At 71.4% G+C, this 24,147-nt stretch carries 27 protein-coding genes; 15 read left to right on the forward strand and 12 right to left on the reverse strand.

The annotated features are described in order from the left end of the window. The 5 genes from ASF20_RS04050 to ASF20_RS04070 all read left to right on the forward strand — a co-directional run. A partial coding sequence (locus ASF20_RS04050; protein ID WP_200927185.1) for a sugar transferase occupies nt 1–211 on the forward strand: 211 nt, incomplete at its 5' end. Nucleotides 212–396: 185 nt separating this feature from the next. Next, nucleotides 397–693 (forward strand): hypothetical protein, encoded by a 297-nt coding sequence (locus ASF20_RS04055; protein WP_056271100.1) that lies wholly within the window; start codon nt 397–399, stop codon nt 691–693. Nucleotides 694–1,634: 941 nt separating this feature from the next. Then, nucleotides 1,635–1,928, forward strand: a complete 294-nt coding sequence (locus ASF20_RS04060; RefSeq protein ID WP_056216580.1) for a hypothetical protein — start codon at nt 1,635–1,637, stop codon at nt 1,926–1,928. 55 nt (nt 1,929–1,983) lie between these two features. Next, nucleotides 1,984–2,217, forward strand: a complete 234-nt coding sequence (locus ASF20_RS04065) for a DUF2171 domain-containing protein (RefSeq protein WP_056216583.1) — start codon at nt 1,984–1,986, stop codon at nt 2,215–2,217. Nucleotides 2,218–2,295: 78 nt separating this feature from the next. After that, the gene (locus tag ASF20_RS04070; RefSeq protein ID WP_056216586.1) at nt 2,296–2,586 is read left to right on the forward strand and encodes a hypothetical protein; all 291 of its coding nucleotides are present in this window, start codon (nt 2,296–2,298) and stop codon (nt 2,584–2,586) included. Between the two features lie 178 nt (nt 2,587–2,764). Here the strand turns inward: ASF20_RS04070 and ASF20_RS04075 are convergent, their stop codons facing one another. From ASF20_RS04075 to ASF20_RS04085, 3 genes are read right to left on the reverse strand one after another with little or no spacing between them, the layout of a single operon-like run. Continuing rightward, the gene (locus tag ASF20_RS04075; protein ID WP_056271103.1) at nt 2,765–3,559 is read right to left on the reverse strand and encodes an ABC transporter ATP-binding protein; all 795 of its coding nucleotides are present in this window, start codon (nt 3,557–3,559) and stop codon (nt 2,765–2,767) included. Between the two features lie 16 nt (nt 3,560–3,575). Next, nucleotides 3,576–4,379 carry an ABC transporter permease gene (locus ASF20_RS04080; protein ID WP_056216591.1) on the reverse strand — a complete coding sequence of 268 codons (804 nt, stop codon included), beginning with the start codon at nt 4,377–4,379 and terminating at the stop codon, nt 3,576–3,578. 8 nt (nt 4,380–4,387) lie between these two features. Beyond that, nucleotides 4,388–5,380, reverse strand: a complete 993-nt coding sequence (locus ASF20_RS04085) for an ABC transporter substrate-binding protein (protein ID WP_082487023.1) — start codon at nt 5,378–5,380, stop codon at nt 4,388–4,390. 114 nt (nt 5,381–5,494) lie between these two features. Between ASF20_RS04085 and ASF20_RS04090 the strand changes: the two genes are divergently transcribed. The 4 genes from ASF20_RS04090 to ASF20_RS04105 all read left to right on the forward strand — a co-directional run bounded on the left by ASF20_RS04090 (nt 5,495) and on the right by ASF20_RS04105 (nt 10,216). Next, nucleotides 5,495–6,433 (forward strand): 3-hydroxyacyl-CoA dehydrogenase NAD-binding domain-containing protein, encoded by a 939-nt coding sequence (locus tag ASF20_RS04090; protein ID WP_244476322.1) that lies wholly within the window; start codon nt 5,495–5,497, stop codon nt 6,431–6,433. Nucleotides 6,434–6,494: 61 nt separating this feature from the next. Next, nucleotides 6,495–7,496, forward strand: coding sequence for an NAD(P)-dependent oxidoreductase (locus tag ASF20_RS04095; protein WP_056271106.1), 1,002 nt, complete (start codon nt 6,495–6,497; stop codon nt 7,494–7,496). A 43-nt stretch (nt 7,497–7,539) separates the two neighbouring features. Further along, nucleotides 7,540–8,475 (forward strand): dihydrodipicolinate synthase family protein, encoded by a 936-nt coding sequence (locus ASF20_RS04100; protein WP_056271108.1) that lies wholly within the window; start codon nt 7,540–7,542, stop codon nt 8,473–8,475. A gap of 22 nt (nt 8,476–8,497) precedes the next feature. Continuing rightward, nucleotides 8,498–10,216 (forward strand): IlvD/Edd family dehydratase, encoded by a 1,719-nt coding sequence (locus ASF20_RS04105; protein WP_056271111.1) that lies wholly within the window; start codon nt 8,498–8,500, stop codon nt 10,214–10,216. Nucleotides 10,217–10,227: 11 nt separating this feature from the next. On the opposite strand, the gene ASF20_RS04110 is transcribed toward ASF20_RS04105, so the two are convergent. After that, on the reverse strand, nt 10,228–11,412 hold the full coding sequence (locus tag ASF20_RS04110) for an MFS transporter (protein ID WP_056271114.1): 1,185 nt from the start codon (nt 11,410–11,412) through the stop codon (nt 10,228–10,230). A gap of 150 nt (nt 11,413–11,562) precedes the next feature. Here ASF20_RS04110 and ASF20_RS04115 point away from each other — a divergent pair, with 150 nt between their 5' ends. Further along, nucleotides 11,563–12,318, forward strand: coding sequence for a helix-turn-helix transcriptional regulator (locus ASF20_RS04115; RefSeq protein ID WP_056271117.1), 756 nt, complete (start codon nt 11,563–11,565; stop codon nt 12,316–12,318). Nucleotides 12,319–12,429: 111 nt separating this feature from the next. Here the strand turns inward: ASF20_RS04115 and ASF20_RS04120 are convergent, their stop codons facing one another. Beyond that, nucleotides 12,430–12,828, reverse strand: a complete 399-nt coding sequence (locus ASF20_RS04120) for a hypothetical protein (RefSeq protein WP_056216603.1) — start codon at nt 12,826–12,828, stop codon at nt 12,430–12,432. 441 nt (nt 12,829–13,269) lie between these two features. On the opposite strand from ASF20_RS04120, the gene ASF20_RS04125 reads away from it, so the two are divergent. Then, nucleotides 13,270–14,070, forward strand: coding sequence for a fumarylacetoacetate hydrolase family protein (locus ASF20_RS04125; protein ID WP_056271120.1), 801 nt, complete (start codon nt 13,270–13,272; stop codon nt 14,068–14,070). On the opposite strand, the gene ASF20_RS04130 is transcribed toward ASF20_RS04125, so the two are convergent. Then, a complete protein-coding gene (locus ASF20_RS04130; RefSeq protein WP_056271123.1) occupies nt 14,051–15,301 on the reverse strand; it encodes a CoA transferase in 1,251 nt (416 codons plus the stop codon). The genes ASF20_RS04125 and ASF20_RS04130 overlap by 20 nt on opposite strands. A 166-nt stretch (nt 15,302–15,467) precedes the next feature. Between ASF20_RS04130 and ASF20_RS04135 the strand changes: the two genes are divergently transcribed. Beyond that, nucleotides 15,468–16,697 (forward strand): acyl-CoA dehydrogenase, encoded by a 1,230-nt coding sequence (locus ASF20_RS04135; protein WP_056271125.1) that lies wholly within the window; start codon nt 15,468–15,470, stop codon nt 16,695–16,697. A 103-nt stretch (nt 16,698–16,800) separates the two neighbouring features. Continuing rightward, entirely contained in the window at nt 16,801–17,454 is a 654-nt protein-coding gene (locus ASF20_RS04140; protein ID WP_156389826.1) for a TetR/AcrR family transcriptional regulator, read from the forward strand. A gap of 7 nt (nt 17,455–17,461) precedes the next feature. On the opposite strand, the gene ASF20_RS04145 is transcribed toward ASF20_RS04140, so the two are convergent. From ASF20_RS04145 to ASF20_RS04155, 4 genes are all read right to left on the reverse strand, one after another. Then, on the reverse strand, nt 17,462–18,655 hold the full coding sequence (locus tag ASF20_RS04145; protein ID WP_056271129.1) for an MFS transporter: 1,194 nt from the start codon (nt 18,653–18,655) through the stop codon (nt 17,462–17,464). A gap of 69 nt (nt 18,656–18,724) precedes the next feature. Next, nucleotides 18,725–18,937 (reverse strand): hypothetical protein, encoded by a 213-nt coding sequence (locus tag ASF20_RS04150; protein ID WP_056271132.1) that lies wholly within the window; start codon nt 18,935–18,937, stop codon nt 18,725–18,727. Continuing rightward, complete coding sequence (locus ASF20_RS25230) at nt 18,937–19,068, reverse strand: hypothetical protein (protein WP_280136466.1); 132 nt, start codon at nt 19,066–19,068, stop codon at nt 18,937–18,939. Before ASF20_RS25230 ends, ASF20_RS04150 begins: the two co-directional genes overlap by 1 nt. A 127-nt stretch (nt 19,069–19,195) precedes the next feature. After that, complete coding sequence (locus ASF20_RS04155) at nt 19,196–19,585, reverse strand: hypothetical protein (protein WP_056271135.1); 390 nt, start codon at nt 19,583–19,585, stop codon at nt 19,196–19,198. Nucleotides 19,586–19,689: 104 nt separating this feature from the next. Between ASF20_RS04155 and ASF20_RS04160 the strand changes: the two genes are divergently transcribed. Further along, nucleotides 19,690–20,784, forward strand: coding sequence for a UV damage endonuclease UvsE (locus ASF20_RS04160; RefSeq protein WP_056271138.1), 1,095 nt, complete (start codon nt 19,690–19,692; stop codon nt 20,782–20,784). A gap of 40 nt (nt 20,785–20,824) precedes the next feature. Here ASF20_RS04160 and ASF20_RS04165 read toward each other — a convergent pair whose 3' ends face one another. Both ASF20_RS04165 and ASF20_RS04170 read right to left on the reverse strand, forming a co-directional pair. Continuing rightward, entirely contained in the window at nt 20,825–21,496 is a 672-nt protein-coding gene (locus tag ASF20_RS04165) for an aldolase (protein WP_056271141.1), read from the reverse strand. Between the two features lie 35 nt (nt 21,497–21,531). Then, nucleotides 21,532–22,542 carry a LacI family DNA-binding transcriptional regulator gene (locus tag ASF20_RS04170; RefSeq protein WP_200917496.1) on the reverse strand — a complete coding sequence of 337 codons (1,011 nt, stop codon included), beginning with the start codon at nt 22,540–22,542 and terminating at the stop codon, nt 21,532–21,534. A 205-nt stretch (nt 22,543–22,747) separates the two neighbouring features. Here ASF20_RS04170 and ASF20_RS04175 point away from each other — a divergent pair, with 205 nt between their 5' ends. Further along, entirely contained in the window at nt 22,748–24,064 is a 1,317-nt protein-coding gene (locus tag ASF20_RS04175; RefSeq protein WP_056271144.1) for an MFS transporter, read from the forward strand. Nucleotides 24,065–24,147 lie beyond the last annotated feature (83 nt).

The raw sequence follows: 24,147 nt of genomic DNA on the forward strand, positions 1-24,147 counted from the left end.
GACCTACCGCCACCGCTTCGCCGTCAAGCCCGGCATCACCGGCTGGGCCCAGATCAACGGTTCGCGCGGGCCCACCCCCACCCTGGCCGACATGCAGCGCCGCGCCGCCCTCGACCTCTGGTACATCGAGAACCAGAGCCTGCGCCTCGACATCCAGATCCTCCTGCGCACCGTCCTGGCCGAAATCACCCGCCGCACCAACGCCTTCTGAACAGAGCCGCACGCCCGACCTCGCGCGCGGCCTGACGGGGCCTCGACTGCGCCGAACGAGCAGCGACGGGACGAGACGGGACAGCCGAAGCATCCTCCCGGGGCCGCCCTTCACCAAGCCGATGCGCTTGCGATAGGCTGATGTGTGGCCGATTCACCACCCGCCTACACGCAGAGCGACGTCCGATGCACGGTTCCAACACTTTCGACGCCTGGATCGAATCCCTCCGGGGTTCGATCCAGAGGAACATCCATGGGGTCCGCCTGGCCGCCGCCGTGGAAATGAGCAAGCCGCGCACCCGCGGCACCGGCTATGCGCTCTTCGCCCTGGGTATCACACTCGGCGTCCTGATCGCGTTCCTACTCCAGCTCCTGGCCGTTCTGGTCATGATCGCGCTGGGATTTGCCCTCGGCTACGCCGCTCGGTCCTACGTCTCGAAGCGCCGCAAGGACCGCTTCCTGCAGGAGCGGCTGATGCGCTGAGGCAAAGCGGAGGGGCCGTCCCCCTGCGTGACGCTCATGCGAAGCGCCGCCCGGCGCGGGATTCTTCTCGCACGGGTCGTAACGTGGGTGAATGCCGCCCCCCGGCGCGCCGGTCATAGTCGAAGGGCTGGCCGCGTCCCCCCGATGGCCAGTGTGGCCCCGCTCCGCGTTCCCCCCAATCGACCGCGGGTGGGGCCACCCCTGGGGAGAGGTCCGTCGGAACGCGATCTGCGGCCGGGGCTGCCCGCGGGGGCGCTGCCCCCCGACTCGGGCCTCGGCGCTGTCCTCAGAGCGGGCGCGAAGCGCGCATGCGGGCCAGTTCCATCGCGGCCAGCGCCATGGGGATGCCGATGAGGAGGAGGGCGAAGAGGAGGGCCATGCGTCACCGTCCGGATGCGTCGGGTTGAGGCAGGCTGTCCGGGCACGCAGGGAGCCCGAGGCGAGACCCTGCCCGAGGGATCAGCATCAACGCCGCATCCGGCGCGGGGGTTTCGCGGTTCCGCGAACGCGCGACTCCGACGGGCATGCCCGCCAGGATCCGGTGCGCGTACATCCGGCGTCACCCGATCCGGCGGCATGGCCGTCGCCGGTCTGGCGCCCCACGGGCGCCACCGGCTTGAGCACACCCTGACGCATCATGGTTAAGGATCGATGAAGACCTCGGCGTGACGCGGCGCCAGAGGCCGCCGAGCCCGACCGTCGCTCGGTGCCGCACCCCATCTGGGGGGCATGGCCGGCCATCTGGGGGGCATGGCCGGCCGGTCCGCAAAAAACGCGCGCCGCCCGGTTGCCCCTGGGCCTGCCCGTGGAGGACCTGGCCTTCCTGGCGGAGGTCGAGGGTCCGGTGATCCGGGCCCTAGCGCAGGAAGCCGCCACTTCAAGAATGTCGCCGCCGCGCAAGCTTTGCTATTCGCCCGTCCACAGGAACGGGACGGGGACGAATGACGGCAGAAATCGACACGCGGGTCGGCAGCGCCCGGACCGAGGAAACCCGGGCCGACAAGGCTCGGGCCCTGCGGCTCCGGCGGCTCTGGCGGAGTCACGACACCACGCTGCAATCCAGCGGCCTCGCCCTCGGGCGACCGATCCTGACCACGAAACCCGCGACCGCCCGGCCGGATGCCTCCGAGATCCCGGCACGCGGCCTCACCGCCCGCGAACTCATCAACATGGCGCGCGCCGCGCGGCGCGACCGGGCTTGCCCGGCCGGCCTCGGGTCCTGCACCCCGTCCTGAGGGCCGGAACACCACCTCGCCGCTCCCGTTGACGTGGCAACAGGGAGTGATGCCGATGGTCGATGTCTCGCAGATCCAGGAACATGCCGACGTGGTCGGCTCGGACGGCGCCCATGTCGGCACCGTCGATCACGTCGATAAGGGCGAGATCAAGCTGACGAAGACGGACGCGGAGGCGGGGGGCCTCCACCATTTCATTCCGGTGGACTTCGTCCAGTCCGTCGAGGGCAACACCGTGCGCCTCGACCGGCCGGCCGACGAGGTCAAGCGGGAATGGTCGACCTCCTGATCGCCCGACCTGCCTGTGCTCAGTCCGCCGGCGACCGGGTCCGCGCATCCGCCCCACCGGCCGGAAGGAAGAGAACGCATGGCTGACGTCATCACGGGCGATTTCGGCACGAGCCGGGAGGCCCTTGCGGGCCTGGAGCGCGTCTTCGGGGAAGCGGCGGGCCTGCGCGTCGGGCTGCGCCGCATCGAGGCTCCCCACGGCGACGAGCTTCAGGTCACGGTCGGGGCGCAGGCCCTGTCGGTGCCCCGCCCCGTGGCCGTCGTCCTGGCCAATGCCGCCGGCGAGGACGAGGCGGACCGCATCGGCAAGGCCGTCCTCGAGGCACTCCAGTTGTCCGAGGGCCTGCGCAAAGGGCCCTTTTCTGAATAAGCGACCGTTCTGGCCAGGCGCCACCGATCATGGGACGCTTTTGATCTTGCCAGCCGGCGCCCGAACCGCTTTCATTCCCGGGCTGCCCGTGCTGGTCCTCGGGTGATTGGCAACAACCTTCAGCGCCCGCGGCCCACCGGCCTGCGGGCGTTTCTTCTGTCAGGTCGAAGGGCTGCGCTCAATCCATGGCCGCGCCATGCAGCTCCGCGCGGGTGAAGCGCTGCTGCTCGGCCATCACCAGCCCGGCAAGCTCGCGCTTGAGGGCGTTGAACTCGCCCGAGGCCGTGTCGCGCGGGCGCGGAATTTCGACCGTGATGTCGCGCTTGATGCGGCCCGGCCGGTAGGTCATCACCAGGATGCGGTCGGCGAGGTAGATCGCCTCCTCGATCGAGTGGGTGACGAAGATCACCGTCTTGCGGGACTCGGCCCAGATCCGCAGGAGCTCGTCCTGCAGGGTGCGGCGGGTGAGGGCGTCCAGCGCACCGAAGGGCTCGTCCATCAGCATCACGGGCGGGTCCAGCGCCAGGATGCGCGCGATGGCCACGCGCTGGCGCATGCCGCCGGACAGGTCCTTCGGGTAGCGCTTGCGGAAATCCGAGAGGCCGAGGGTGGCCACGATGCGGTCCACCGTCACTGTGGCGTCGGCCCGCGGCACGCCCTGGATGTCGAGACCGAAGCGGACGTTGTCCTCCACGTTCATCCAGGGGAACAAAGCGTATTCCTGGAAGACCATGCCCCGGTCCGGCCCCGGCTCCGTCACCGGGCGCCCGCCCATGCGGATCTGCCCGGCGCTGAGGGGCGTGAAGCCCGCCACCGCGTTGAGCAGGGTGGACTTGCCGCAGCCGGACGGCCCGAGCAGGCAGAGGAACTGCCCCTCCGGCACCGTCGCGGTGATGTCGTCCAGCGCCGGCACGGCGCCGGCGCCCGCCCCGAACACCTTGCTGGCGTGGGCGATCTCGATGTGCGCCGACATGGTGAGGCGTCCCGGTTCAGCGTTCAAGGCCGCGATGCCAGCGCAGGAGGTGGTCGTTGAGGCGCGACATCGCCCCGTCGATGATGAGGCCGAGGATGCCGATGGTGAGCATGCCGCCGATGATCTTGTCCGACCACATGTACTCGCGCGCCTCGAGGATGCGGTAGCCGAGCCCGTCCGAGACCGCGATCATCTCGGCGACGATGACCACGATGAAGGCGGTGCCGATGCCGATGCGCATGCCCGCGAGCACGAAGGGGCTCGCCGCCGGCAGGATCACCCGGCGAAACATTGTCCAGGGCTTCGCCCCGAGGTTGCGGGCCGCGCGGATGTAGATCGAATCCACCTGCCGCACCCCCGCGATGGTGTTGACCAGCACGGGGAAGAAGGTGCCCAGCGCGATCAGGAACAGGGCCGGCGGATTGCCGAGGCCGAACCACACGATGGCGAGGGGAATGTAGGCGATGGGCGGGATCGGCCGCAGGATCTGGAGAAGCGGGTTGAACAGCGCGTAGAGCCGATCGCTGGTCCCGAGGATGAGGCCGACCGGCACCGCGAGCCCGGCCCCGACGCAGAACCCCATGATCACGCGGCCGAGGCTCGCCACCGCGTCGTGCGGCATCTCGCCGGAGAGCATCCAGCGCCAGTGGCTCTCGATCGCCGGGTCGTAGGGCAGGCCGGGCAGGAGGCCGTGATACCATTTCACCGCCACCGCGCTCGGCGGCGGCAGCACGATGGGGGAGAACACGCCGGCCCGGCTGAGGATCTCCCACAGGACGAGGAGGACGAGGGGGACGATGGCGCCGCGAAGCCGGTTCATGCTGCGGTTCAGTTCGTCTTGAGCTCGGCCTTGGCCTTGTCGAGGAGATCGGTCTTCACCCACTCGGCATCGGATTTCGGCGGGTTCACCATCTTACCGAGGCCGTACTTCATCATGTAGTCGGTCGTCGTCTGCATGTGCCCGGCCGGGACGTCGTAGGTGTACTTCGCGTTGGCCATGCCGTCGCGAAAATCCTGGCTCGAGAGCTGGCCCTTGAACACGGTCTCGCGGACGTACTTCTCGGCCAGCGCCGGATCGTCGATAAAGGCCTTGGTGGCGGCCACGAACAGCTTCAGGACCTTGGCGGCGACCTCGGGCCGCTCGTTGTACATCTTCTCGGTCATCACCAGCGGGCGCACCGGCACGCCGATGGGGGTGTCGTAGGGCTTGACCACCTCGGTGGCGTAGCCGGCGCTGATGGCCTGGGTCGATTGCGGCTCGCTCTGGCAGATCACGTCGACGTATTTCTGCGCCAGCGCCTGGTTCAGGTCGGCGTAGTTGTTGAAGTAGATCAGCTGCACGTCCTTGCCGGCGCGCTCGGACCAGGTCATCCCGTGCTTGTCGAGCTCGGCCAGAAGCATCAGGTCCTGGGTGCCGCCCCGGACGGTGGCGACCTTGAGACCCTTGACGTCCTTCAAGGTCTTGACGGTGTCGAGGTCGGGCCGGCGCAGGATGCGCACGCCGCCATTGGCGAAGCCCGCCACCACGTAGAGCTTCACGCCGTTGCCGCGCGCGGCCACCGCGCCGTCGGCGCCCGAGGCCGAGATGTCGATCTGGTCCACCGCCATGGCGGGATAGATGTCGGCGCCCTTGGCGAAGACCTTCTCGTCGATCTTCAGGCCGTATTTCGGCGCGATCTCCTTCATGTAGGAGATCGCGCCGTAATGGGCGAATTTCAGGTTGCCGAGGCGCACCACGTCCTCGGCCCGGGCGCTGCCGAGGGCCCCCAGGGTCGCGAGAACGAGCAGGGCTGCGCGCGCGGTCGCATGACGCTTGAACATCGGCTTCCTCCGGTCGCGGGTCGTGTCGCCCGCTTCGTCCGCCGCGAAAACGGTCGGTACGGGCTTGAATAAGCGTATTCTGGATTCGAAAGTAAACCCGCCCGGGAGAGAGTTTTGACGGCCATCGAAGCGGATGAAATCGAACGGGTCACCGTGCTGGGCTGCGGCACCCTGGGCGCCAGTTGGGCGGCCCTGTTCCTCGCCCACGGCCTCGACGTGGCGGCCTACGACCCGGCGCCCGGCTTCGCGGCGGCGGCCCTCTGGGCGGTGGAGGCGGCGCGGGCGCAGCTGTCCGAGCTCGGCCTGAACGGGCAGGGCACGCTGCGCTTCCACGACCGGCTGGAGGACGCGCTCGCGGACACGGATTTCGTGCAGGAGAACGCGCCGGAGAACGAGGCGGTGAAGCGCGCGCTGCTCATGGAGGTCGATCGCCGGCTGGCCCCCTCGATCCTCGTCGCCTCGAGCACTTCGGCGATGCTGCGCAGCGCCCTCGTGGCCGATTGCGCCCGGCCGGAGCGGATCCTGGTGGCCCACCCGTTCCACCCGCCCCATCTCGTGCCCCTGGTGGAGATCGTGGCGGGCGACCCCGCCACGGCGGCCCGGGCCGCCGCCTTCTACGCCCGGCTCGGGCGCCGTCCGGTGGTGCTCGCCCGCGAGATGCCGGGCCATATCGCCAACCGCCTCGCCTCGGCCCTCTACCGGGAAGCCGTCAACCTCGTGGCCGAAGGGGTGGCGAGCGTCGCCGACATCGACGCCGCCCTGTGCAACGGCCCCGGCCTGCGCTGGGCCGCGATGGGGCCGCACATGACCTATCATCTCGGGGGCGGGGCGGGCGGCATCCGGCACTATCTCGACCATCTCGGGCCGAGCCAGGTCCGGCGCTGGGCCAGCCTCGGGACGCCGGAGCTCACCGAGGACGTGAAGGACCGGATCGTGGCCGGGATCGCGGCGGAGGCCGCCGGCCGCTCGCTCGCGGTCCTGGCGGAGCGCCGCGACCGTGCCCTCATCGAGATCCTCAAGGCCCGCATCGAGGTGGCGGGACAGGACCCCTGAGCCACCGCAGGCCGCCCGATCCCGGATCGGCCCCGCCCGCATTCCCGAAGGCAGACAGAGCGTGAGCGCATCCCGGCCCGAACGATCGCCAGACCTCCGCCCCCTGGTGGTCCTGACCAATCCCATCCATCCGGAGGCCGTCGCCCGGCTCACGGGCGAGGCCCGGGTGGTCACCGCCGCGGACACCCGGCCCGAGACCCTGCGCGCCCTGGCGGCCGAGGCGGCGGGCCTGATCGTGCGGGCGCAATTGCCCGACGACATCCTCGACCACGCGCCCCTCCTGCGCGGCATCGTCCGCCACGGCGTCGGGCTCGACTTCGTGCCCCTGGCGGCGGCGACCGCCCGCGGCATCCCGGTGGCCAACCTGCCCGGCAGCAACACCCAGGCGGTGGCCGAGTACGTCTTCGCGGCCCTGTTCCACCTGCGCCGCCAGCTCGGGCCCCTGGACCGGACCCTGCGCGAGGCCGGCTGGCTTCCGGCGAAATCCCGGGCGAGCGATCTCGGCGAGATCGGCGGGACGACCCTGGGCATCCTCGGCACCGGCGAGATCGGCCGCCGGGTCGCCGCCATCGCCCGCCACGGCTTCGGCCTGCGGGTGCTCGGCCATTCCCGAAGCCCGCACACCGCCGGCGGGCTGATCGAGCCGGTGGACCGGGAGACGCTGTTCTCGGACAGCGACGCCGTCGTCGTCGCCTGCCCGCTGACCCCGGAGACGCGCGGGCTCGTCGATGCGGCGCTGATCGGCCGGATGCGGCCGGGCGCGGTGCTGATCAACGTGGCGCGGGGGCCCATCGTGCGGTCCGACGCCCTGGCGGCGGCCCTGCGGGCGGGCGCCATCGCGGGCGCCGCCCTCGACGTGTTCGAGACCCAGCCGTTGCCCGAGGACCACCCCTACCTCGCCTGCCCGAACCTGCTCCTGACGCCGCACGTGGCCGGCACCAGCGCCAACAGCCTGCGGGTGATGGGCCTCGGCGCCGTCGAGGCGATGCTGTGCATCCTGCGCGGCCAGCCGCCGCGCAACCTCGTCAATCCGGTAGTGCCGGCAGCGCCGGCGGTCCGCTGACCCTTCCGTTCCTCGCCCCCCACCGCCCCCCAAGGAAGACACCATGGCTCTCACCAGCGCGATCAAGGGGGTGATCCCGATCGCCCCGACGCCCTTCCACTCCGATGGCCGGGTCGACGAGACCTCCCTCGACCGGATGTCCGAGTTCTTCCTCGGCGCGGGCATCGACGGCCTGACCATCCTGGGCCAGCTCGGCGAGGCGCCCAAGCTCGACCATGCCGAGGCGGTGGCCATCGCCCGGCGGGTCATCGGGCGCGTGGACGTGCCGGTCCTCGTGGGCGTCTCGGCCCCGGGCTTCGCGGCCATGCGGTCGCTCGCCCGGGAGGTGATGGAGCTCGGCGCCGCCGGCGTCATGATCGGGCCGCCCAACACCCTGCGCACCGACGACCAGGTGGTGGCCTACTACCGCAACGCGGCCGAGGCGATCGGCCCCGACGTGCCCTTCGTGATCCAGGACTACCCGCTCACCTTCTCGGTGGTGATGACGCCGGCCGTCATCCGCCGGATCGTCACCGAGAACCCGTCCTGCGTCATGCTCAAGCACGAGGACTGGCCGGGCCTCGACAAGATCACCGCCCTGCGCGGCTTCGAGCAGGACGGCTCGATGCGCCACATCGCGATCCTCACGGGCAACGGCGGCCTGTTCCTCGATTTCGAGATGGAGCGCGGCGCGGACGGGGCCAACACCGGCTACGCCTTCCCGGAGATGCTCGTCGACGTCGTGCGCCTGTCGCGGGCCGGCGAACGCGACGCGGCCCACGACCTCTTCGACGCGCACCTGCCGTATCTGCGATACGAGCAGCAGCAGGGTCCCCTGGGCCTGGCCGTGCGCAAGTACGTCTTCCAGAAGCGCGGGATCTTCGCCTCGGACGCCCAGCGCAAGCCGGCCGCGAGCCTGTCGGCGCAAGGGCGGCGGGAAGTCGACTACCTCCTGTCGCGCATCGCCCGCGTCGACCCGCGCGCCCGCGTGGCCCCCTGACACCCGGAACCGGACGCGCATCATGAGCACAGGTCTGCGCAAGGGCCTCACCAGCTACGGCGACGCGGGCTTCTCCCTGTTCCTGCGCAAGGCCTTCATCAAGGCGGCGGGCTACTCGGACGACGCCCTCGACCGGCCGATCGTCGGCATCACCAACACGGCGAGCGACTACAACCCGTGCCACGGCAACGCCCCGGCCCTGATCGAGGCGGCCAAGCGCGGCGTGATGCTCGCCGGCGGCCTGCCCATGGTATTCCCGACGATCTCGATCCACGAGAGCTTCGCGCATCCGACCTCGATGTTCCTGCGCAACCTCATGGCGATGGACACCGAGGAGATGCTGCGGGCCCAGCCGATGGACGCCGTCCTCGTCATCGGCGGCTGCGACAAGACCCTGCCGGCGCAGATCATGGCGGCGGCGAGCGTCGACCTGCCCACCGTGGTCATCCCCGTCGGTCCCATGGTGGTGGGCCATCACAAGGGCGAGGTCCTGGGCGCCTGCACCGATTGCCGCCGGCTCTGGAGCGCGCACCGCGCCGGCGAGATCGACGAAGACGAGATCGAGCGCGTCAACGGCCGCCTCGCCCCCTCGGTGGGCACCTGCATGGTGATGGGCACCGCCAGCACCATGGCCTGCGTGACGGAGGCGCTCGGCCTGTCGCTGCCGATGAGCGCCACAGTGCCGGCCCCTCATGCCGAGCGCATCCGCATCGCCGAGGCGAGCGGTCGCCGTGCCGCCGAGATGGCGGTTTCGGGCGGTCCGCGGCCGAGCGAACTTCTGACGCCGGCCGCCTTCCGCAACGCCCAGATCGTCCTGCAGGCGATCGGTGGATCGACCAACGGCCTGATCCACCTGACCGCCATCGCCAACCGGACGCCGCACGGGATCGACCTCGATGCCTTCGACGCCCTCGGGCGCGCCGTGCCCGTGCTCGTCGACCTGAAGCCCTCCGGCCAGCACTACATGGAGCATTTCCACCATGCCGGCGGCGTGCCGGCCCTGCTCCGGAACCTCGGAGCCCTGATCGACCTCGACGCCGCCACGGTCGCGGGCGGCACCCTGCGGGACGTGGTGGCGGCGGCCGAAGCGGTGCCGGGCCAGACCGTGATCCGCTCCGCCGACGATCCGATCAAGCCGGTCGGCGCCATGGCGGTGCTGCGCGGCAACCTCGCCCCGCGCGGCGCCCTGATCAAGCACAGCGCCGCGAGCCCGGCCCTGCTCCAGCACACCGGCCGGGCGGTGGTGTTCGGCTCCATCGCCGACATGACGACCCGGATCGACGACCCCGACCTCGATGTCGGGCCGGACGACATCCTCGTGCTCCAGAACGGCGGCCCGAAGGGCGCGCCCGGCATGCCGGAGGCGGGCTACCTGCCGATCCCGAAGAAGATCCTGGCGCGCGGGATCAAGGACATGGTGCGCATCTCCGACGCCCGCATGAGCGGGACGGCCTTCGGTACCATCGTGCTCCACATCACGCCGGAATCCGCCGTCGGTGGTCCCCTCGGGCTCGTCCGGACCGGCGACCGCATCCGCCTCGACACCGCCGGCCGGCGCATCGACGTCCTCGTGGACGACGCGGTCCTGGAGGCCCGCCGCACCGCCCTCGGCCCGGCGCAACGACCGGACTGGGCGCGGCGCGGCTACGCGCACCTGTTCTACGGATCGGTGCTGCAGGCGGACGAGGGCTGCGACTTCGATTTCCTGCGCGCCGAGCCGCCGCCGGACGGCGAGGGCTAGGGCCGCCGTCGTCAGGCCGCGGGGGATGCCGGCTGCCGCGTGAGGACGAAGAAGCCGAGGGCGGCGGCGGCGATGACGGCGCCGAACGCCGCCGCGATTCCCAGCACGAGGCCGAAGCCGCCCCGGTCGTGCAGGAGGCAGATCAACGGCACCACGAACCCGCTGACGGTGAAGCCGAGGAAGTAGCGCACGCTGTAGGCCCGGGCGCGGTAGAGCGGGGGCACGTAGCGGGCCACCATCGCGTCGTTGATCACGACCTGTCCGTAGAGCGCCGCCATCGTCAGCACGAGGCCGGCCAGGAGCGGCACGCCCGTGCTCATCGCCGCGAGGCCGAGGCCGAGGGGCTGCAGGATGGACAGGCCGAGGAAGAGGATCGGCAGGCTGTAGCGGTCGATGAGGCGGCCCATCAGCAGTTGGGTCAGGGCACCGAAGGCGAAGACGAGGGTGGCCACCGATCCGATCAGGAACAGGGGCAGTCCGGCGCCGACGCGCTCGTCGACCACCTTGGGCAGGGCGATCGTGGTGATGTTGAAGGTCATCCCGCCCGCCACGACCGCGAAGGCGAACACGCAGAGGAGCGGGATCGGGCGCGCGACCGGGAGGACGGGCTTGCCCCCGGCCCGGCCCTGCGATCCGGCGCCGTCGCCCGGCACGAGGGCCAGGAACGCCGTCCCGCAGGCGAGGCAGACCAGGCCCGGCACCACGAAGGCCGCCTGCCAGCCGAACGCCGTGGCGAGGAGCGCCGTCACGCCCGAGGCGGTTGCGGCCCCGAGATTGCCCCAGACGCCGTTCACGCCAAGGTCGCGCCCCAGGCGACGGGCATGGCTCACCAGCATGGTGGAGCCGACGGGGTGATAGATCGCGGAGGCGAGCCCGAGCATGCAGAGCCACACCAGGAACGCCGTCGGACTGCCCGCGCTCGCCACGCCGAGGCAGGACAGGCCGTAGCCGAAGAAGAAGATCGCCAGCAGGGTGCGACGCCCGAACCGGTCGGCGAGCCAGCCCATCGGCAGGGCGCAGAGCCCGAAGGCCACGAAGGCGCCGGTGGCGAGCGGGATCAGTTCGCCGTAGCTCCGGCCCGTCTGCGCCGCGATCGCGATCACCGCGGTGGGGTAGATCAGCAGGACGAAGTGGTCGAAGGCATGCGCCACGTTGACGAAGCGCAGGGTCCGGCGGGACAGGGTCTCGGCGTCCATCGGTCGGTCCTCTCCTCCGGCAAGCATCCGCGTCGGCTGCGCCTCGTGCTCAGACACCGGCAGCCTTCCGCAGGGACTTGCCTCCCGTTTACCTGACCCGTTGAATGGCGTCGGGCCGAAGGCGTACGCGATCGGGCCAGGGAGACGCCGATGCGTTCGATCCGGGCGGAGGATTACCAGGCTGTCCCGCGCGCGGTCGCGGTGATGCCCAAGACCTTCGCGGCCGGCAGCGGCACGGACCGGCACCACCATCCGCGAGCCCAGCTTCTCTACGCCACCGCCGGCCTGATGATGGCGACGGCCGAGGATGGGACCTGGGTCGTGCCGGAAGGCCATGCCCTGTGGATTCCGCCAAGCCTTCCGCACGCCGTCGTCATGCACGGGGATGTGGCGATGTGCTCGGCCTATCTCGCGCGGGAGGCGATCGCCGGCTTTCCGAGCCGGGCCCGGGTCATCGAGGTCTCGGCCCTCCTCGCCGCCGCGCTGGCCGCCCTGACGAACGAGCCGGTGCTCTACGACGAGGCCGGCCGGGGTGGGCACCTGGCAGCCCTCATCCTCGACGAGATCGGACGCGCCCCGGAGACACGCCTGACCCTGCCCCTGCCGCGCGATGCCCGGCTCCGGCGGGTCTGCCTCGGCGTGATCGACGACCCGGCCGGAGCGCTCGATCTCGATGCCTGGGCCGCGCGGGCGGGCCTGAGCCGCCGGACCCTGACGCGGGGATTCCGCCGGCAGACGGGGCTCACCTTCGGGCAATGGCGGGCCAGGGCCCGGGTCGTGCGAGCCCTGGCCCTGGCGGCCGATGGGTGGGCGCCGCGCCAGGTCGCCGCCTCGGTCGGCTACCGCAGCCTCCAGGCCTTGCGGGACCGGACGGCAGCCCTGGTCGGGAGCGCGCGGGATACCTGACGGGATCTCCGGTCCCGGAGGCGGCGTCCAGTCCCGCCCGCGAAGCGCACGAAGACGCCCGCCCGGGCGAGACCGGGCGGGCGTCCTGATGGTGCCGTTGGCGTCAGGCGATCAGCAATCGTCACCCTTCTTGCCGATCTCCTGGTTGGCGCCGGCATTGTTCATGGCGCCCACCGTCCCGGGCGAGGCCGGCTGCTGGCCGCCCGCAAGGTTCTTGCTGGACGTGCCGACACCGCCGCCCTGGTCGTTCTTGCCCTCCGAACCGGGCTTGTCGCCGACCATCTGGTTGGCGCCCACGTTGTTCATCGCGCCGACCGTTCCGGGGGAGGCGGGCTGCTGGCCGCCCGCGAGGTTCTTGCTGCCCTGGTCAGCCGTCGAGCTCTTGTCGTTCATGGTCTGCTGACCCGGGCTGGTGCCCTTCGTCGAGCCGGTGTTGCAGGGCGCGGCGAGCGCGGTCCCGGCCGTGATCGCAAAAATGGCAGCGGCGCCGGCAATCGTCGAGAATTTCACGTGGCGTTCCTCCGGAGATGTTATCGAGAAGTATAATTCTGTGCCCTGGGATCGGTTCCCCGACCGGATGGATCGTCCGGCAATAGAAATTGCCAACATATCTCTGCCCGCCCATGTGAGATCGCCCGAACTCCGGCGCCGACCGCCCCAGATCCTGTCGGCGGTGCCGCTCTATGTTCGCAGCCAAGATCCTTTCGCAGCCAAGATCGTTCGACCGGCGGCTCGGCCGACGCGCTTGTCGAGGCCCCCCGCGGAGCCGCCCCTCCGTTCTGTCTCCACCGATCGATCCTGTTTTCGGGACCGGAGCGGTGCCGGCGGCGCAGCGCCCCCCCGGATGAGGCGGGGAGCCGGGCCAGCCCGATCCGGCGGAATCGCCCACCGGCCGACGCAAAGATCCGCTAGAGCCTGGGCATCCGGCCCGACGCCGCGAAGAGGTCCGCCATGTCAGAATTCCTGCCCGAAGCCGTGCTGAAAGCCTACGATCCCCAGCCCGCCGCGGACCTGCTGCTGGCGGCCTATCGCGCGGGGCGGCAGCTCGGCGAACTGCCCGAGGCCGTCCGTCCGCGCACGATGTCCGAGGGCTACGACGTCCAGGACCGGCTCGTGGCGGCGCTCGGCGCAGACTCCGCCGGCTGGAAGCTCGCCATCGGCAGCCACAAGGGCAAGCGCAGCTCGGGGGTCGGCCGCTCCATCGCCGGGCGGGTACTGCGGGACCGGCTCCATGGCGACGGGGCCGAACTCCGGATGCCCCATGCCGGGGCGGCGACGATCGAGTTCGAGATCGCCTACGGGATCGCCCGCGACATCGCCCCCGACGCCCCCGTGGTTCCGGCGGCCGAGGTCGTCGGCGAAACCCGCGCGGCGTTCGAGCTCGTGCTGTCCCGCTACGTCGATCGGCGTGCCGTCGGCTGGCCGAGCTTCGCGGCCGACAATTCGGCCTTCCAGGCCCTGGTGCTCGGCCCCGTGCTGGCCACGGGAGACCTCGCCGAAGTGGCGCGCGGCCTCGTGGTCGAGGTCGACGGCGTGGAGCGGGTGCGGGCCGTGACGGGGGAGGACGAGACCGATCCCCTGGCCGCGCTCACGGACCTGATGGCCGTGGCGCGCGAGCGCGGCACGACGATCCCGGCCGGCAGCCTCGTCTCCACCGGCACGCTCTCGGTGCCCTTCGACCTGACCGGCCCGGGCCGGATCACGGCTCGGTTCCTCGGCCAGAGCCTCGGGTTCACCCTCCTGCCGGTTTGACCGGGTCGCCCGAGGGGCGCTCGGCCTCCGCCGCGCGCCGCGCCGCGCAGTCCGCCCGGATCTCGGCGCTCGACGCTCCGAGGGCCGGCGGCATGCGGCGGACGGGCAGGCGCTCCCCGTCGAGGCGGTAGGGCGGGGCGAGGACGTAGGCGGTGGGATCGGCGTCGCCGCCCTGGGGCAGCACGAGGTTGCCGGCCCGGGCCCTGTCGGAGGTCAGGGCCTCGTGCAGGCCCAGCACCTCGCCGCAGGGGATGCCGGCCGCGTCCAGCCGGGCGATGAGATCGGCACGGGTCCAGCGGGCGAGCTCGGCCTCGATCGCCGGCAGGAACTGCGCGCGGTTGCGGGAGCGCTCCAGGTTCGTGGCGAAGCGCGGGTCCGCGGCGAGGTCCGGCCGCTCCAGGACCCCCTCGCAGAGGCGGCGATACTGCCCGTTGTTGCCCACCGCCAGCACGATGGGTCCGTCGCCGGCCTGGAACACGCCGTAGGGGGCGATCGACGGATGGGCGTTGCCGGCGCGGGCGGGGTCGTGCCCGCGCACCATCGCCTCCAGGCCGCAATAGGCGGTGAGCGCCAGGCCGCAATCGAACAGGGCGAGTTCGATGTGGCGTCCGCACCCGGTGCGCTCGCGCTCGAACAGGGCGGCGAGCACCCCCTGGGCCGCGTATTGCCCGGTGAAGAGATCGACCGCCGCGAGGCCGAACTTCAGGGGCGGGCGGTCGGCCTCGCCGTTCAGCGCCATCAGGCCGGCCTCGCCCTGGACCACGATGTCGTAGCCGGGCCGCGTCGCCTCAGGCCCATCCGAGGCGTAGCCGGAGATCGAACAGTAGATCAGGCGCGAGTTCTCGGCGCTCAGGTCCGCGTAGCCGAGGCCGAGGCGGTCGGCGCCGCCGGTCTTGAAGTTCTGCACCACCACGTCGCAGGTGCGGGCGAGGTCGCGCGCCACGGCGAGGCCCTCCGGGGTGGCGAGGTCGAGGGTGATCGAGCGCTTGTTGCGGTTGGCGGCGTCGAAGTACGAGGTGTTGGTGGCCCCCGTGCGCAGGCCCCAGTCGCGGGTGTCGTCGCCGCGCTCCGGGTGCTCGACCTTGATCACCTCGGCGCCGAGGTCGCCGAGGCACATGGCGCTCCAGGGCCCGGCGAGCACGCGCGAGAGGTCGAGCACGCGGATGCCGTCGAGCGGCAGGGGCCGTGCAGGGGAGCGGGAGCCGTCGTCGCGTGCCGTCGTCTCGGCCATGGTCGGTTCTCCCTCTCGTGCGGGCGGCATCCGGAGCACCGCTTCAAGCCGCGCCTGTCTATCAGGTTTCGGTCCCGATCCCGGAACCGATTCCGGGCCGGACAGGTGGCCTCGCCGACGGAGCCTGTTAGGGTCGCGAAAACACAGAAACCCGAGGAACCGCCCCATGAACGCCCCGACGCGCCCGCCCGGCTCCGCCGCGCCCACCGCCCCCGCCTCGGCGAGCTTTGCCTGGGACGATCCCTTCCTCCTCGACGACCAGCTCAGCGACGACGAGCGCGCCATCCACGAGGCCGCCCGGGCCTTCGCGCAGGAGGAGCTCCTGCCCGGCATCGTCGAGGCCTACGCGCAAGAGACCAGCAACCCGGAGCTGTTCCGGAAGATGGGCGAGCGCGGGCTCCTCGGCGTCACCCTGCCGGAGGCCTATGGCGGCGCCGGCGCGACTTATGTCGCCTACGGCCTCGTGGCCCGTGCCGTCGAGGCGGTGGATTCCGGCTACCGCTCGATGATGAGCGTGCAATCCTCCCTCGTGATGTACCCGATCCACGCCTACGGCTCGGAGGCGCAGCGCCAGAAATTCCTGCCCAAGCTCGCCTCGGGGGCGTGGATCGGCTGCTTCGGCCTGACCGAGCCCGATGCCGGCTCGGACCCGGCCGGCATGACGACGAAGGCCGTGAAGACCGACGGGGGCTACCGCCTGTCGGGGGCCAAGACGTGGATCTCGAACGCGCCCTTCGCCGACGTCTTCGTGGTCTGGGCCAAGTCCGAGGCGCATGAGGGCGCGATCCGAGGCTTCATCCTGGAGAAGGGCATGCCGGGTCTCTCCGCGCCCACCCTGAAGGGCAAGCTCTCGTTGCGCGCCTCCACCACGGGCGAGATCGTGATGGAGGACGTCGAGGTCGGCGAGGACGCGCTCCTACCCAACGTCTCGGGCCTGAAGGGGCCGTTCGGTTGCCTGAACCGGGCCCGCTACGGCATCGCCTGGGGCGCCATGGGGGCGGCGGAGGATTGCTGGCACCGGGCCCGGTCCTACACCCTGGAGCGCAAGCAGTTCGGCCGACCGCTGGCCCAGACCCAGCTCGTGCAGAAGAAGCTCGCCGACATGCAGACCGAGATCGCCCTCGGGTTCCAGGCCGCCCTGCGCGTCGGGCGCCTGTTCGACGCGGGCCGGATGGCGCCCGAGATGATCTCGCTGATCAAGCGCAACAACTGCGGCAAGGCGCTCGACATCGCCCGGGTCGCCCGGGACATGCACGGCGGCAACGGCATCATGGGCGAGTACCACGTGATGCGTCACGCCCAGAACCTCGAGACGGTGAACACCTATGAGGGCACGCACGACGTCCATGCGCTGATCCTCGGCCGGGCGCAGACGGGCCTGCAGGCGTTCTTCTGACGGAGCGGGTCGGGACGCCGCGGGTCCACATCCGCATCACGCCGCGTCCCTGGTCTTCCCCGGAGAGGACTGGCATCGTTTCCCGGGGGGAGGACACCGCGCCGTGGCTCAGAGGGACGTGATGCCGTCGCCACCCCGGCGCCTCGGCCGCCCGCCGCGCGGGACCGAGGGCGACGTGCTGCTGCGCGTCCTCGACGCCGCCCGGGTCGTGTTCCTCACCGAGGGCTTCGAGGCGGCGAGCATCGATGCCATCGCGGGCTCGGCCGGCCTCTCGAAGAAGACGATCTACGCGCGCTTCGCCTCGAAGGTCGATCTGTTCGAGGCCGTGTGCGTGCGGTTCATCGAGGAGAACGTGCCCTCCATCGAGAAGGTGGCGGCGGAAGCCGGATCGGTGGAGGAGCGCCTCCACCGCATCGCCCTGGCGATCCTCGAGACCGTGGTGACGCCGGACTGTATCGCGTTCCGGCGGGTGATGGTGGCCGAGGCCGGACGCTTCCCGGAATTCGCCCGGGCCCTCCACGATTTCGGACTGGCGCGGGTGGTGCCCCTGGTGGAGCGCTGCCTGGAGGACGGCGTACGCTCCGGTGCGATCGCGGTGGACGATGTCCGGCACGCGGCCGATGCCTTCCTGGGCCTGACCATCCGGGGTTTCGTCGACCGGACGGAGCTGGGCCTGGAGCGGCCGGGCATGACCCACGTCAAGCGCGCGACGCTGAAGCGCTCGCTCGACTTCTTCCTGCGGGCGTGCCGGCCCTGACCCGGGTTCAGACGGCCTGCGGGGCGGGGCGCCGGAGGCCGGCCGCCAGGGGCAGCGCGCCCGCGCAGAGCGCCGCCATGCTCCAGAACGCATCCGCCCCGAACCGCCCGTAGAGCCACCCGGACAGGCCGGTCAGGACGGTGTTCGCGAGCCCGAGGCCGAGGGTCGCGTAGAGGGTCTGGGCGGTGGCGGCGCCACGGGCGGGTACGAGGTCGGCGAGGAGGCGCATGTTGGCCAGGTGCAGCAGCGCGAAGGTGAAGCCGTGCAGGGCCTGGCCGATCGCCAGCATCGGCACCGCCACCGTGGTCGCCAGGATCGCCCAGCGCAGGATCCCGGCGCCGGCCGCCAGCATCGCCGCCCCGGCGGTGCCGAGGCGCTCCAGCAGCCAGGAGCCGCACAGGACGAACACCACGACCTCCGAGAGCACGGCCAGGAACCAGAGCAGGCTGACGGTGCCGGGGCCGAGGCCCGCCGCCCGCCAGCGGATCACCGCGAAGGCCTCGTGCAGGGCGTGGCTGCCGATGACGAGGGCCGCCACCAGGAGCACCCGCCGGAAGAGCGGCACCGCGAGCAGGGCGCGCAGGGTGGTGCGGGTGGGCGCTTCCGGAGCCGGGGAGCTCGGGTGTCCGGTCCGCGGGGCCGCGGGCACCCGGCGGACGGCGAGGGCGGTGAGCAGGAACAGCAGCCCGCTCGAGACCAGGATGCTGGGCAGGCCGGCCCAGGCGACGGCCTGCCCGGACACCAGGGTCGCCAGGATGAAGGCGGCCGAACCGGCGCCTCGGACCCAGCCATACGCGAAGGTCCTCTCCCGCTCCATCGCCGCGAGGGTGAGGGCATCGGCCAGGGGCGCGAGGGCCGCGAGGGCGAGGGCCTGCGCAAGGCCCAGGACGAGGAGCGCGGGGAAGCCGTGCCCCAGGAGGGTGGCGAAGGCCAGGAGCCCGGCGGCGGCGGATCCGGCGGCGAGGACAGCCCGGGTGGCGTCGAGGCGATCCGCGATCCGCCCCGCCACCGGTCCGGCCACGAGGCGCATCAGCGTCCCGCCTGCGAGCACGATGCCGATCTCGGAGGCGTCGAGCCCGCGGTCGCCGAGGAAGCTCGGCAGGAACGGCGAGACCATCCCGTAGGCGGCGTAGAGGCTGCCCTGCAGGAAGACCAAGGCCGGGAAGGCGCCGAGGCCGGACCGGGCAGGGGGAGCGTGCATCCGTCCAGCCTCCCTTACCCACTCCGGGTCTCGGACGCCGCGTCCGGTTCCTCAGGGTGCCTTGATCCCTCAGGGTGCCTTGGCGGGCGGGAAGGCGGTGCCGGGGCAGTTGGCGGCCAGTCCCGTCTCGCCGATGCGGTCGGGCGCGCAGGCGGGGATGGCCGGACGTCCGCCATTCTCGATGCGCGCCTCCTGCAGGCGATCGTACTTCCAGAACCCGAGGCCGATCACCACCAGGATGGCGAGGAGGGCGGCGCCCGCCAGGGGCAACCAGCGCGGCATCAGCGGGCGCTCGCGCCGGCTTCCGGCACCGGCTGGGTGTGGGCGGTGTCGCCGTGCTTGACGAAGGTGAACAGGATCACCCCCGCCAGGAGAGCGACGGCGGCGATGAAGACGGGGAACACGCGACGCATCGGGAGGAGACCACTTTGGTAGGACGACCCGTCGGAATCGCGCCGGCGGGTGTGGGTAACGCGCGGGCCGGGCCCGGGGTCGCAGGGCAGGGCATCACAAATTCGGCGAAGCGCGGCGGGGCGCCCGTCAGGCCGGGGTCGCGACCCGCTGGCCGGCCTCGCCGTAGCCGAGCCGCGCCCCCTCGCGGTTGACGATCCCGAAGCGCAGGGTCGCCTCCTCGAGATAGTCGATGGCCGCCACGAGGGCGCTTCGCGCCGGCTCCACGGCCTCGGGCTCGTCGTCGGGCGGCGTCTCGGCGAAGTTGACGGCGGCGATGAGCACCCGGTCGCGCTCGTCCTCGATCCGGCGGTCGCGCTCGACGCGGCCCCGGATGTCGGCGTCGAAGGCCGCCACCACGGCGAAGGGGAAGTCGTCGCGGCGCGATCCCCGCGGATAGGCCAGGGTCAGGCGACGGGCGAGGTCGGCCGCACGCCGGACCTGATCCGCGAGCTTGGCCTCTGTAAACTTGCCGTCCATGGGGCTCTCCGGCGCCGACGGGGCCGTCGGCGCGGGGGCAACGCACCGCATCCGGTCCCCGGTTCCGGCCGTGCACCAATGCCGCTCCGCCGCGTTATCGCCCCATGACCGATCCAGCCTCGACCGATTCCGCACCCCGCCTCGGCTTCTGCTGCAAGTTCATCCTCGAGCCACCGTCCGAGCCCTTCAAGACCCTGAAGGCCGCCCGCGAGGCGACCCTGCAGATGAACCTCACCCACGCCACCATGGCGCACCTGAAGACCCTGGCGCCCAGCGCGCGCCGGGACAAGCTGGAGGGCCTCGTGCGCCACAACCTCGGTGCCCTGGAGCGGCAGGTGGCCTGGGTCGCCGCCCGGCCCGCGATCGAGCGCCTGCTGCGGATCGCCAGCAACGTCCTGCCCGGCTACACCCACGCGGTGGCGCGGGACCTCTATGCCGAGCCCGAGATGCGCCGCCTCGTCCAGGACGGCCTCGCCCGGATCGGCGCGATCGCCCGAGCCGGTTCGGTGCGCCTGAGCTTCCATCCCGGCCCGTTCTGCGTCATCGCCTCGCAGAACCCGGCGGCCCAGCGCAACGGCATCGAGGAGCTGGAGCACCATGCCGAACTCATGGCGATGCTCGGCTACGGCCAGGGCTGGCATCCGCACGGGGCCCACATCAACATCCATGTCGGTGCCCGCGACCCCGGCATCGCAGGGTTTCGCGCCAGCCTGCCCAAGCTCTCGCAGACAGCGCGCGATCTCCTCACCGTCGAGAACGACGAGAATTTCTTCGGATTGGACACGGTGCTGGAGCTGGCCGACGTCGTGCCGGTGGTGCTCGACCTGCACCACCACTGGGTCGAGAGCCGGGGTGCGTACATCGAGCCCGACGATCCCCGCGTCGCCCGGGTGCGCGAGTCCTGGCGGGGCGTGCGCCCCGTGGCCCATATCAGCGTCTCGCGCGAAGCCCTGCTGGAGGGGCATACGCCCGACGCCCTGCCGGACTTCGCCGCCCTGACCGAGGCCGGTCACAACTGGCGCGATCTGGCCGCCCATTCCGACATGATGTGGAACCGGGCCGTGAACGCCCTGGTGGCCCGCCACATGGCCTGGGCGGATTTCGAGATCGAGGCCAAGTCCAAGAACATCGCCTCGGCCGGCATCGCCGCCGAGATCGCCGCGACCCTGCCCACGGCGCAGATCGAGGTGGCGGCCTGACGGGGCCCTCGGCCGCGCAGCGCGCGTTTCAGCGCGCCGCTCAGTGCCCGTGGTCGTGCCCGTCGGACTCCGGCAGGGTCAGGCCGAAATGGCTGACGAGGTCCTGCACCTGCCCCGGCGAGAGGTGGCGCGGGTTGAGGTTGCGCAGGAGCAGGTAGAGCTTGGCCGTCTCTTCCAGCTCCTCGGTCGCGAAGACCGCGTTCTCCAGGGTGGAGCCGGCCACCACCGGGCCGTGGTTGGCCAGCAGCACCGAGGCGTAGCGGCCGGCCAACCCCCGGATCGCGTCCGCCACCGCCGGGTCGCCGGGCCGGTAATACGGCACCAGGGCCGTGGCCCCGGCCCGCATCAGGTAATACGGCGTCAGCGGCGGCAGTACCGCCTTGGGGTCGATCTCGGGCAGCATCGACACCGCCACCGCATGGGTCGAGTGCAGATGGACGATGGCGCGCGCCTCCGTGCGGCTGTCGTAGAGCGCCGCATGGAGCGGGATCTCCTTGGTGGGCGCGTGGCCCGAGACCAGGGCGCCCTTCGCGTCCAGGCGTGAGATCGTGCCTGGGTCGAGGAAGCCCAGCGACGCGTTGGTCGGCGTCACCAGCCAGCCGCCGTCGTCCAGGCGCAGGGAGATGTTGCCCGACGAGCCCGGCGTCAGGCCGCGCTCGAACAGCGAGCGGCCGAACCGGCAGATCTGCTCGCGAAGCTTCGATTCGCTCATGAAATCCCTTCAGGTCACGGGAGGAGGGGGCGATCTCAGGCGGTGGCGCCCGCGATCAGTTCGTAGCCCAGATCGACGGTCTCGGCCGGGCCGTCGGCGGCGAGGCGCTCGGCGGCGGCGGCGCCGATCTCCAGGCGCGGCGTGCGGATGGTGGTCAGCGGCTGCGGCAGGGCGGCGGCGATGTCGAGGGCGTTAAAGCCGAACAGGGCGAGGCGTCCCGGCACCGCGATCCCGTCCGCGAGACAGTGGAAGTAGCCGCCCAGCGCCATGTCGTCGTTGGAGAAGTAGACCGCATCGAGGTCGGGCCGGCGGCCGACCAGCCGCGCCAGGGCCTCCCGCCCGGCCGCGGCCGAAGAGGGTCCGGACGCGATCTCGCGCTCCGCCAGGGGGCAGCCCGCCTCCCGAAGGGTTTCGCAGAACCCCGCGAGCCGCTTGGCGGCGCGGAGATCCTGCGTGATGTCGTGGCCGACAAAGCCGATGCGGCGGTAGCCCCGTGCCAGCAGGTGCCGGGCGCTGTCGCAGCCCACCGCCCGGTTGGAGAATCCCACCACGATGTCGAGGCCGGCCCCGTCGGTGTCGATCATCTCGACGATGCGAATGCCGCTCGCCCGCAGGCGGGCGAGCGCGCCGGGCGTGTGTTCCAGGCCGGTGACGATGAGGCCGGCGGGACGCCAGGAGAGGAGGGCGCCGATCAGCGCCTCCTCCCGCTCCGGGTCGTAGTCGGAGACCCCGATCACGCTCTGGAAGCCGCCGCGGTCGAGGACCGCCGTGGCGCCCCGCAGGAGGTCCGGGAACACGATGTTGGTGAGCGACGGGATCACAATCCCCACGAGCTTGGCCCCCGCCGTGGAACCGGAGCCCGCCAGCATGCCGGCCAGCCGGTTCGGCACGTAGCCGAGACGCGCCACCGCCTCCGCGACCCGGTCCTGCGTGCGCTTCGAGAACGAGCCCTGGTTGCGCAGGACGCGCGAGACCGTGCTCTCGCCGACTCCGGCTTCGCGGGCCACGTCGGACAGGGTCACGAGCCGGCGCTCCGGCTCGTGCAGGGACCTCTGGACGTTCATCGTCGACCTTCATCTCCGGTCCCGGGCTGCACAGCCCATAGCAAGCTTAGTTGGCCGCAACAATGAGATTGGCAGCGCTGCCATCATCTGATACGCAAGATGCAAGCGCTGCCACAACGAGTAGTGCCGCAATAAGATGGTGCAACGCCAGAACGGCGACGTGCAATGCGCGCCGGCAGGAGGAAACATGAGCGTTCAGGCCGCAACCGCGCGGGGCGTCGATGCGCCCGCGGCGGATTTCGTCGAACAGACCTATCGCAAAGTGTTCTGGCGGCTCGTGCCGTTCCTGATGCTCTGCTACGTGGTCGCCTATCTCGACCGCGTGAACGTCGGCTTCGCCAAGCTGCAGATGTCCCAGGAGCTGGGCTTCAGCGAAACCGTCTACGGCCTCGGCGCCGGCCTGTTCTTCATCGGCTACTTCCTGTTCGAGGTGCCCTCGAACGTGATCCTGCACCGGGTCGGCGCCCGGGTCTGGATCGCCCGCATCATGATCACCTGGGGCATCATCTCCGCCGGGTTCATGTTCGTGAACTCGGCCACCTCGTTCTACATCATGCGCTTCCTGCTCGGCCTGGCCGAGGCGGGCTTCTACCCGGGCGTGATCCTCTACACCACGACCTGGTTCCCGGCCCATCGCCGCGCCCGCGTGATCGCCGTGTTCATGTCGGCGATTCCCGTCTCGGGCATCTTCGGCAACCCGCTCTCCGGCTGGATCATGGACGCCTTCAACGGCACCTACGGCCTGTCGGGCTGGCAGTGGATGTTCCTGATCGAGGCGGTGCCGGCGGTGCTGGTGGGTCTCGCGGTGTTCTTCTACCTCGACAACCGCCCCTCCGAAGCCCAGTGGCTCACCGCCGCCGAGAAGCAGGTCATCGAGCGCGACATCGCCGCCGACGGCGCCGGCAAGGAGCAGAGCCCCCACTCCATCGCCACCGTGTTCCGCAACGGGCGGATCTGGTTCATGAGCCTGATCTACTTCGCCTTCGTCACCGGCCAGTACGGACTGACCTTCTGGATGCCCACCATCGTCAAGGCGTCCGGCATCCAGGGCAACCTGAACATCGGCCTCGTCAGCGCGATCCCGTTCCTGTTCGCGGTCTTCGTGATGATCCTGCTCGGCCGCAGCGCCGACCGGATGCGCGAGCGCCGCTGGCACCTCATCGTCCCGGCCCTCTGCGGCGCGGTGGGCTTCGTGGTCGCCGCCAGCACGGGGAGCACCGTCGTGGCCATCGCGGCGCTCGCCGTGGCCGCCGGCGGCGTGCTCACCTGCGCACCCCTGTTCTGGTCCCTGCCCACCGCCTTCCTCAGCGGCGCGGGGGCGGCCGCCGGAATCGCGCTGATCAACTCGGTGGGCAACCTCGCGGGCTTTGCCAGCCCCTACGTCATCGGCGCCCTGCGCGATTCCACGGGCAGCACCGCCGCCGGCATGTACGCGCTGGCCGGCATGCTGGTGATCGGCGCGGTCTGCGTGTTCGTCACCCCGAAGCAGGTGGTCAACCGCTGAGACGGCTGCGCCGACGGCCGGCGGCTCCGAAGCCCGCACCGTCATCCCGGGGCGCCGCAGGCGAGCCCGGGATGACGGGATGG

Origin of the sequence: Methylobacterium sp. Leaf88, from assembly GCF_001422795.1 — a bacterium.
Classification (GTDB): domain Bacteria; phylum Pseudomonadota; class Alphaproteobacteria; order Rhizobiales; family Beijerinckiaceae; genus Methylobacterium.

Coding starts and splice junctions, on each gene's coding strand:
- ASF20_RS04070 (WP_056216586.1), top strand. CDS start 2,296: ATGGCTGACGTCATCACGGGCGATTTCGGCACGAGCCGGGAGGCCCTT.
- ASF20_RS04060 (WP_056216580.1), top strand. CDS start 1,635: ATGACGGCAGAAATCGACACGCGGGTCGGCAGCGCCCGGACCGAGGAA.
- ASF20_RS04135 (WP_056271125.1), top strand. CDS start 15,468: ATGAACGCCCCGACGCGCCCGCCCGGCTCCGCCGCGCCCACCGCCCCC.
- ASF20_RS04175 (WP_056271144.1), top strand. CDS start 22,748: ATGAGCGTTCAGGCCGCAACCGCGCGGGGCGTCGATGCGCCCGCGGCG.
- ASF20_RS04145 (WP_056271129.1), bottom strand. CDS start 18,655: ATGCACGCTCCCCCTGCCCGGTCCGGCCTCGGCGCCTTCCCGGCCTTG.
- ASF20_RS04115 (WP_056271117.1), top strand. CDS start 11,563: ATGCGTTCGATCCGGGCGGAGGATTACCAGGCTGTCCCGCGCGCGGTC.
- ASF20_RS04100 (WP_056271108.1), top strand. CDS start 7,540: ATGGCTCTCACCAGCGCGATCAAGGGGGTGATCCCGATCGCCCCGACG.
- ASF20_RS04065 (WP_056216583.1), top strand. CDS start 1,984: ATGGTCGATGTCTCGCAGATCCAGGAACATGCCGACGTGGTCGGCTCG.
- ASF20_RS04055 (WP_056271100.1), top strand. CDS start 397: ATGCACGGTTCCAACACTTTCGACGCCTGGATCGAATCCCTCCGGGGT.
- ASF20_RS04085 (WP_082487023.1), bottom strand. CDS start 5,380: ATGTTCAAGCGTCATGCGACCGCGCGCGCAGCCCTGCTCGTTCTCGCG.
- ASF20_RS25230 (WP_280136466.1), bottom strand. CDS start 19,068: ATGCGTCGCGTGTTCCCCGTCTTCATCGCCGCCGTCGCTCTCCTGGCG.
- ASF20_RS04130 (WP_056271123.1), bottom strand. CDS start 15,301: ATGGCCGAGACGACGGCACGCGACGACGGCTCCCGCTCCCCTGCACGG.
- ASF20_RS04155 (WP_056271135.1), bottom strand. CDS start 19,585: ATGGACGGCAAGTTTACAGAGGCCAAGCTCGCGGATCAGGTCCGGCGT.
- ASF20_RS04075 (WP_056271103.1), bottom strand. CDS start 3,559: ATGTCGGCGCACATCGAGATCGCCCACGCCAGCAAGGTGTTCGGGGCG.
- ASF20_RS04160 (WP_056271138.1), top strand. CDS start 19,690: ATGACCGATCCAGCCTCGACCGATTCCGCACCCCGCCTCGGCTTCTGC.
- ASF20_RS04165 (WP_056271141.1), bottom strand. CDS start 21,496: ATGAGCGAATCGAAGCTTCGCGAGCAGATCTGCCGGTTCGGCCGCTCG.
- ASF20_RS04150 (WP_056271132.1), bottom strand. CDS start 18,937: ATGCCGCGCTGGTTGCCCCTGGCGGGCGCCGCCCTCCTCGCCATCCTG.
- ASF20_RS04105 (WP_056271111.1), top strand. CDS start 8,498: ATGAGCACAGGTCTGCGCAAGGGCCTCACCAGCTACGGCGACGCGGGC.
- ASF20_RS04125 (WP_056271120.1), top strand. CDS start 13,270: ATGTCAGAATTCCTGCCCGAAGCCGTGCTGAAAGCCTACGATCCCCAG.
- ASF20_RS04080 (WP_056216591.1), bottom strand. CDS start 4,379: ATGAACCGGCTTCGCGGCGCCATCGTCCCCCTCGTCCTCCTCGTCCTG.
- ASF20_RS04110 (WP_056271114.1), bottom strand. CDS start 11,412: ATGGACGCCGAGACCCTGTCCCGCCGGACCCTGCGCTTCGTCAACGTG.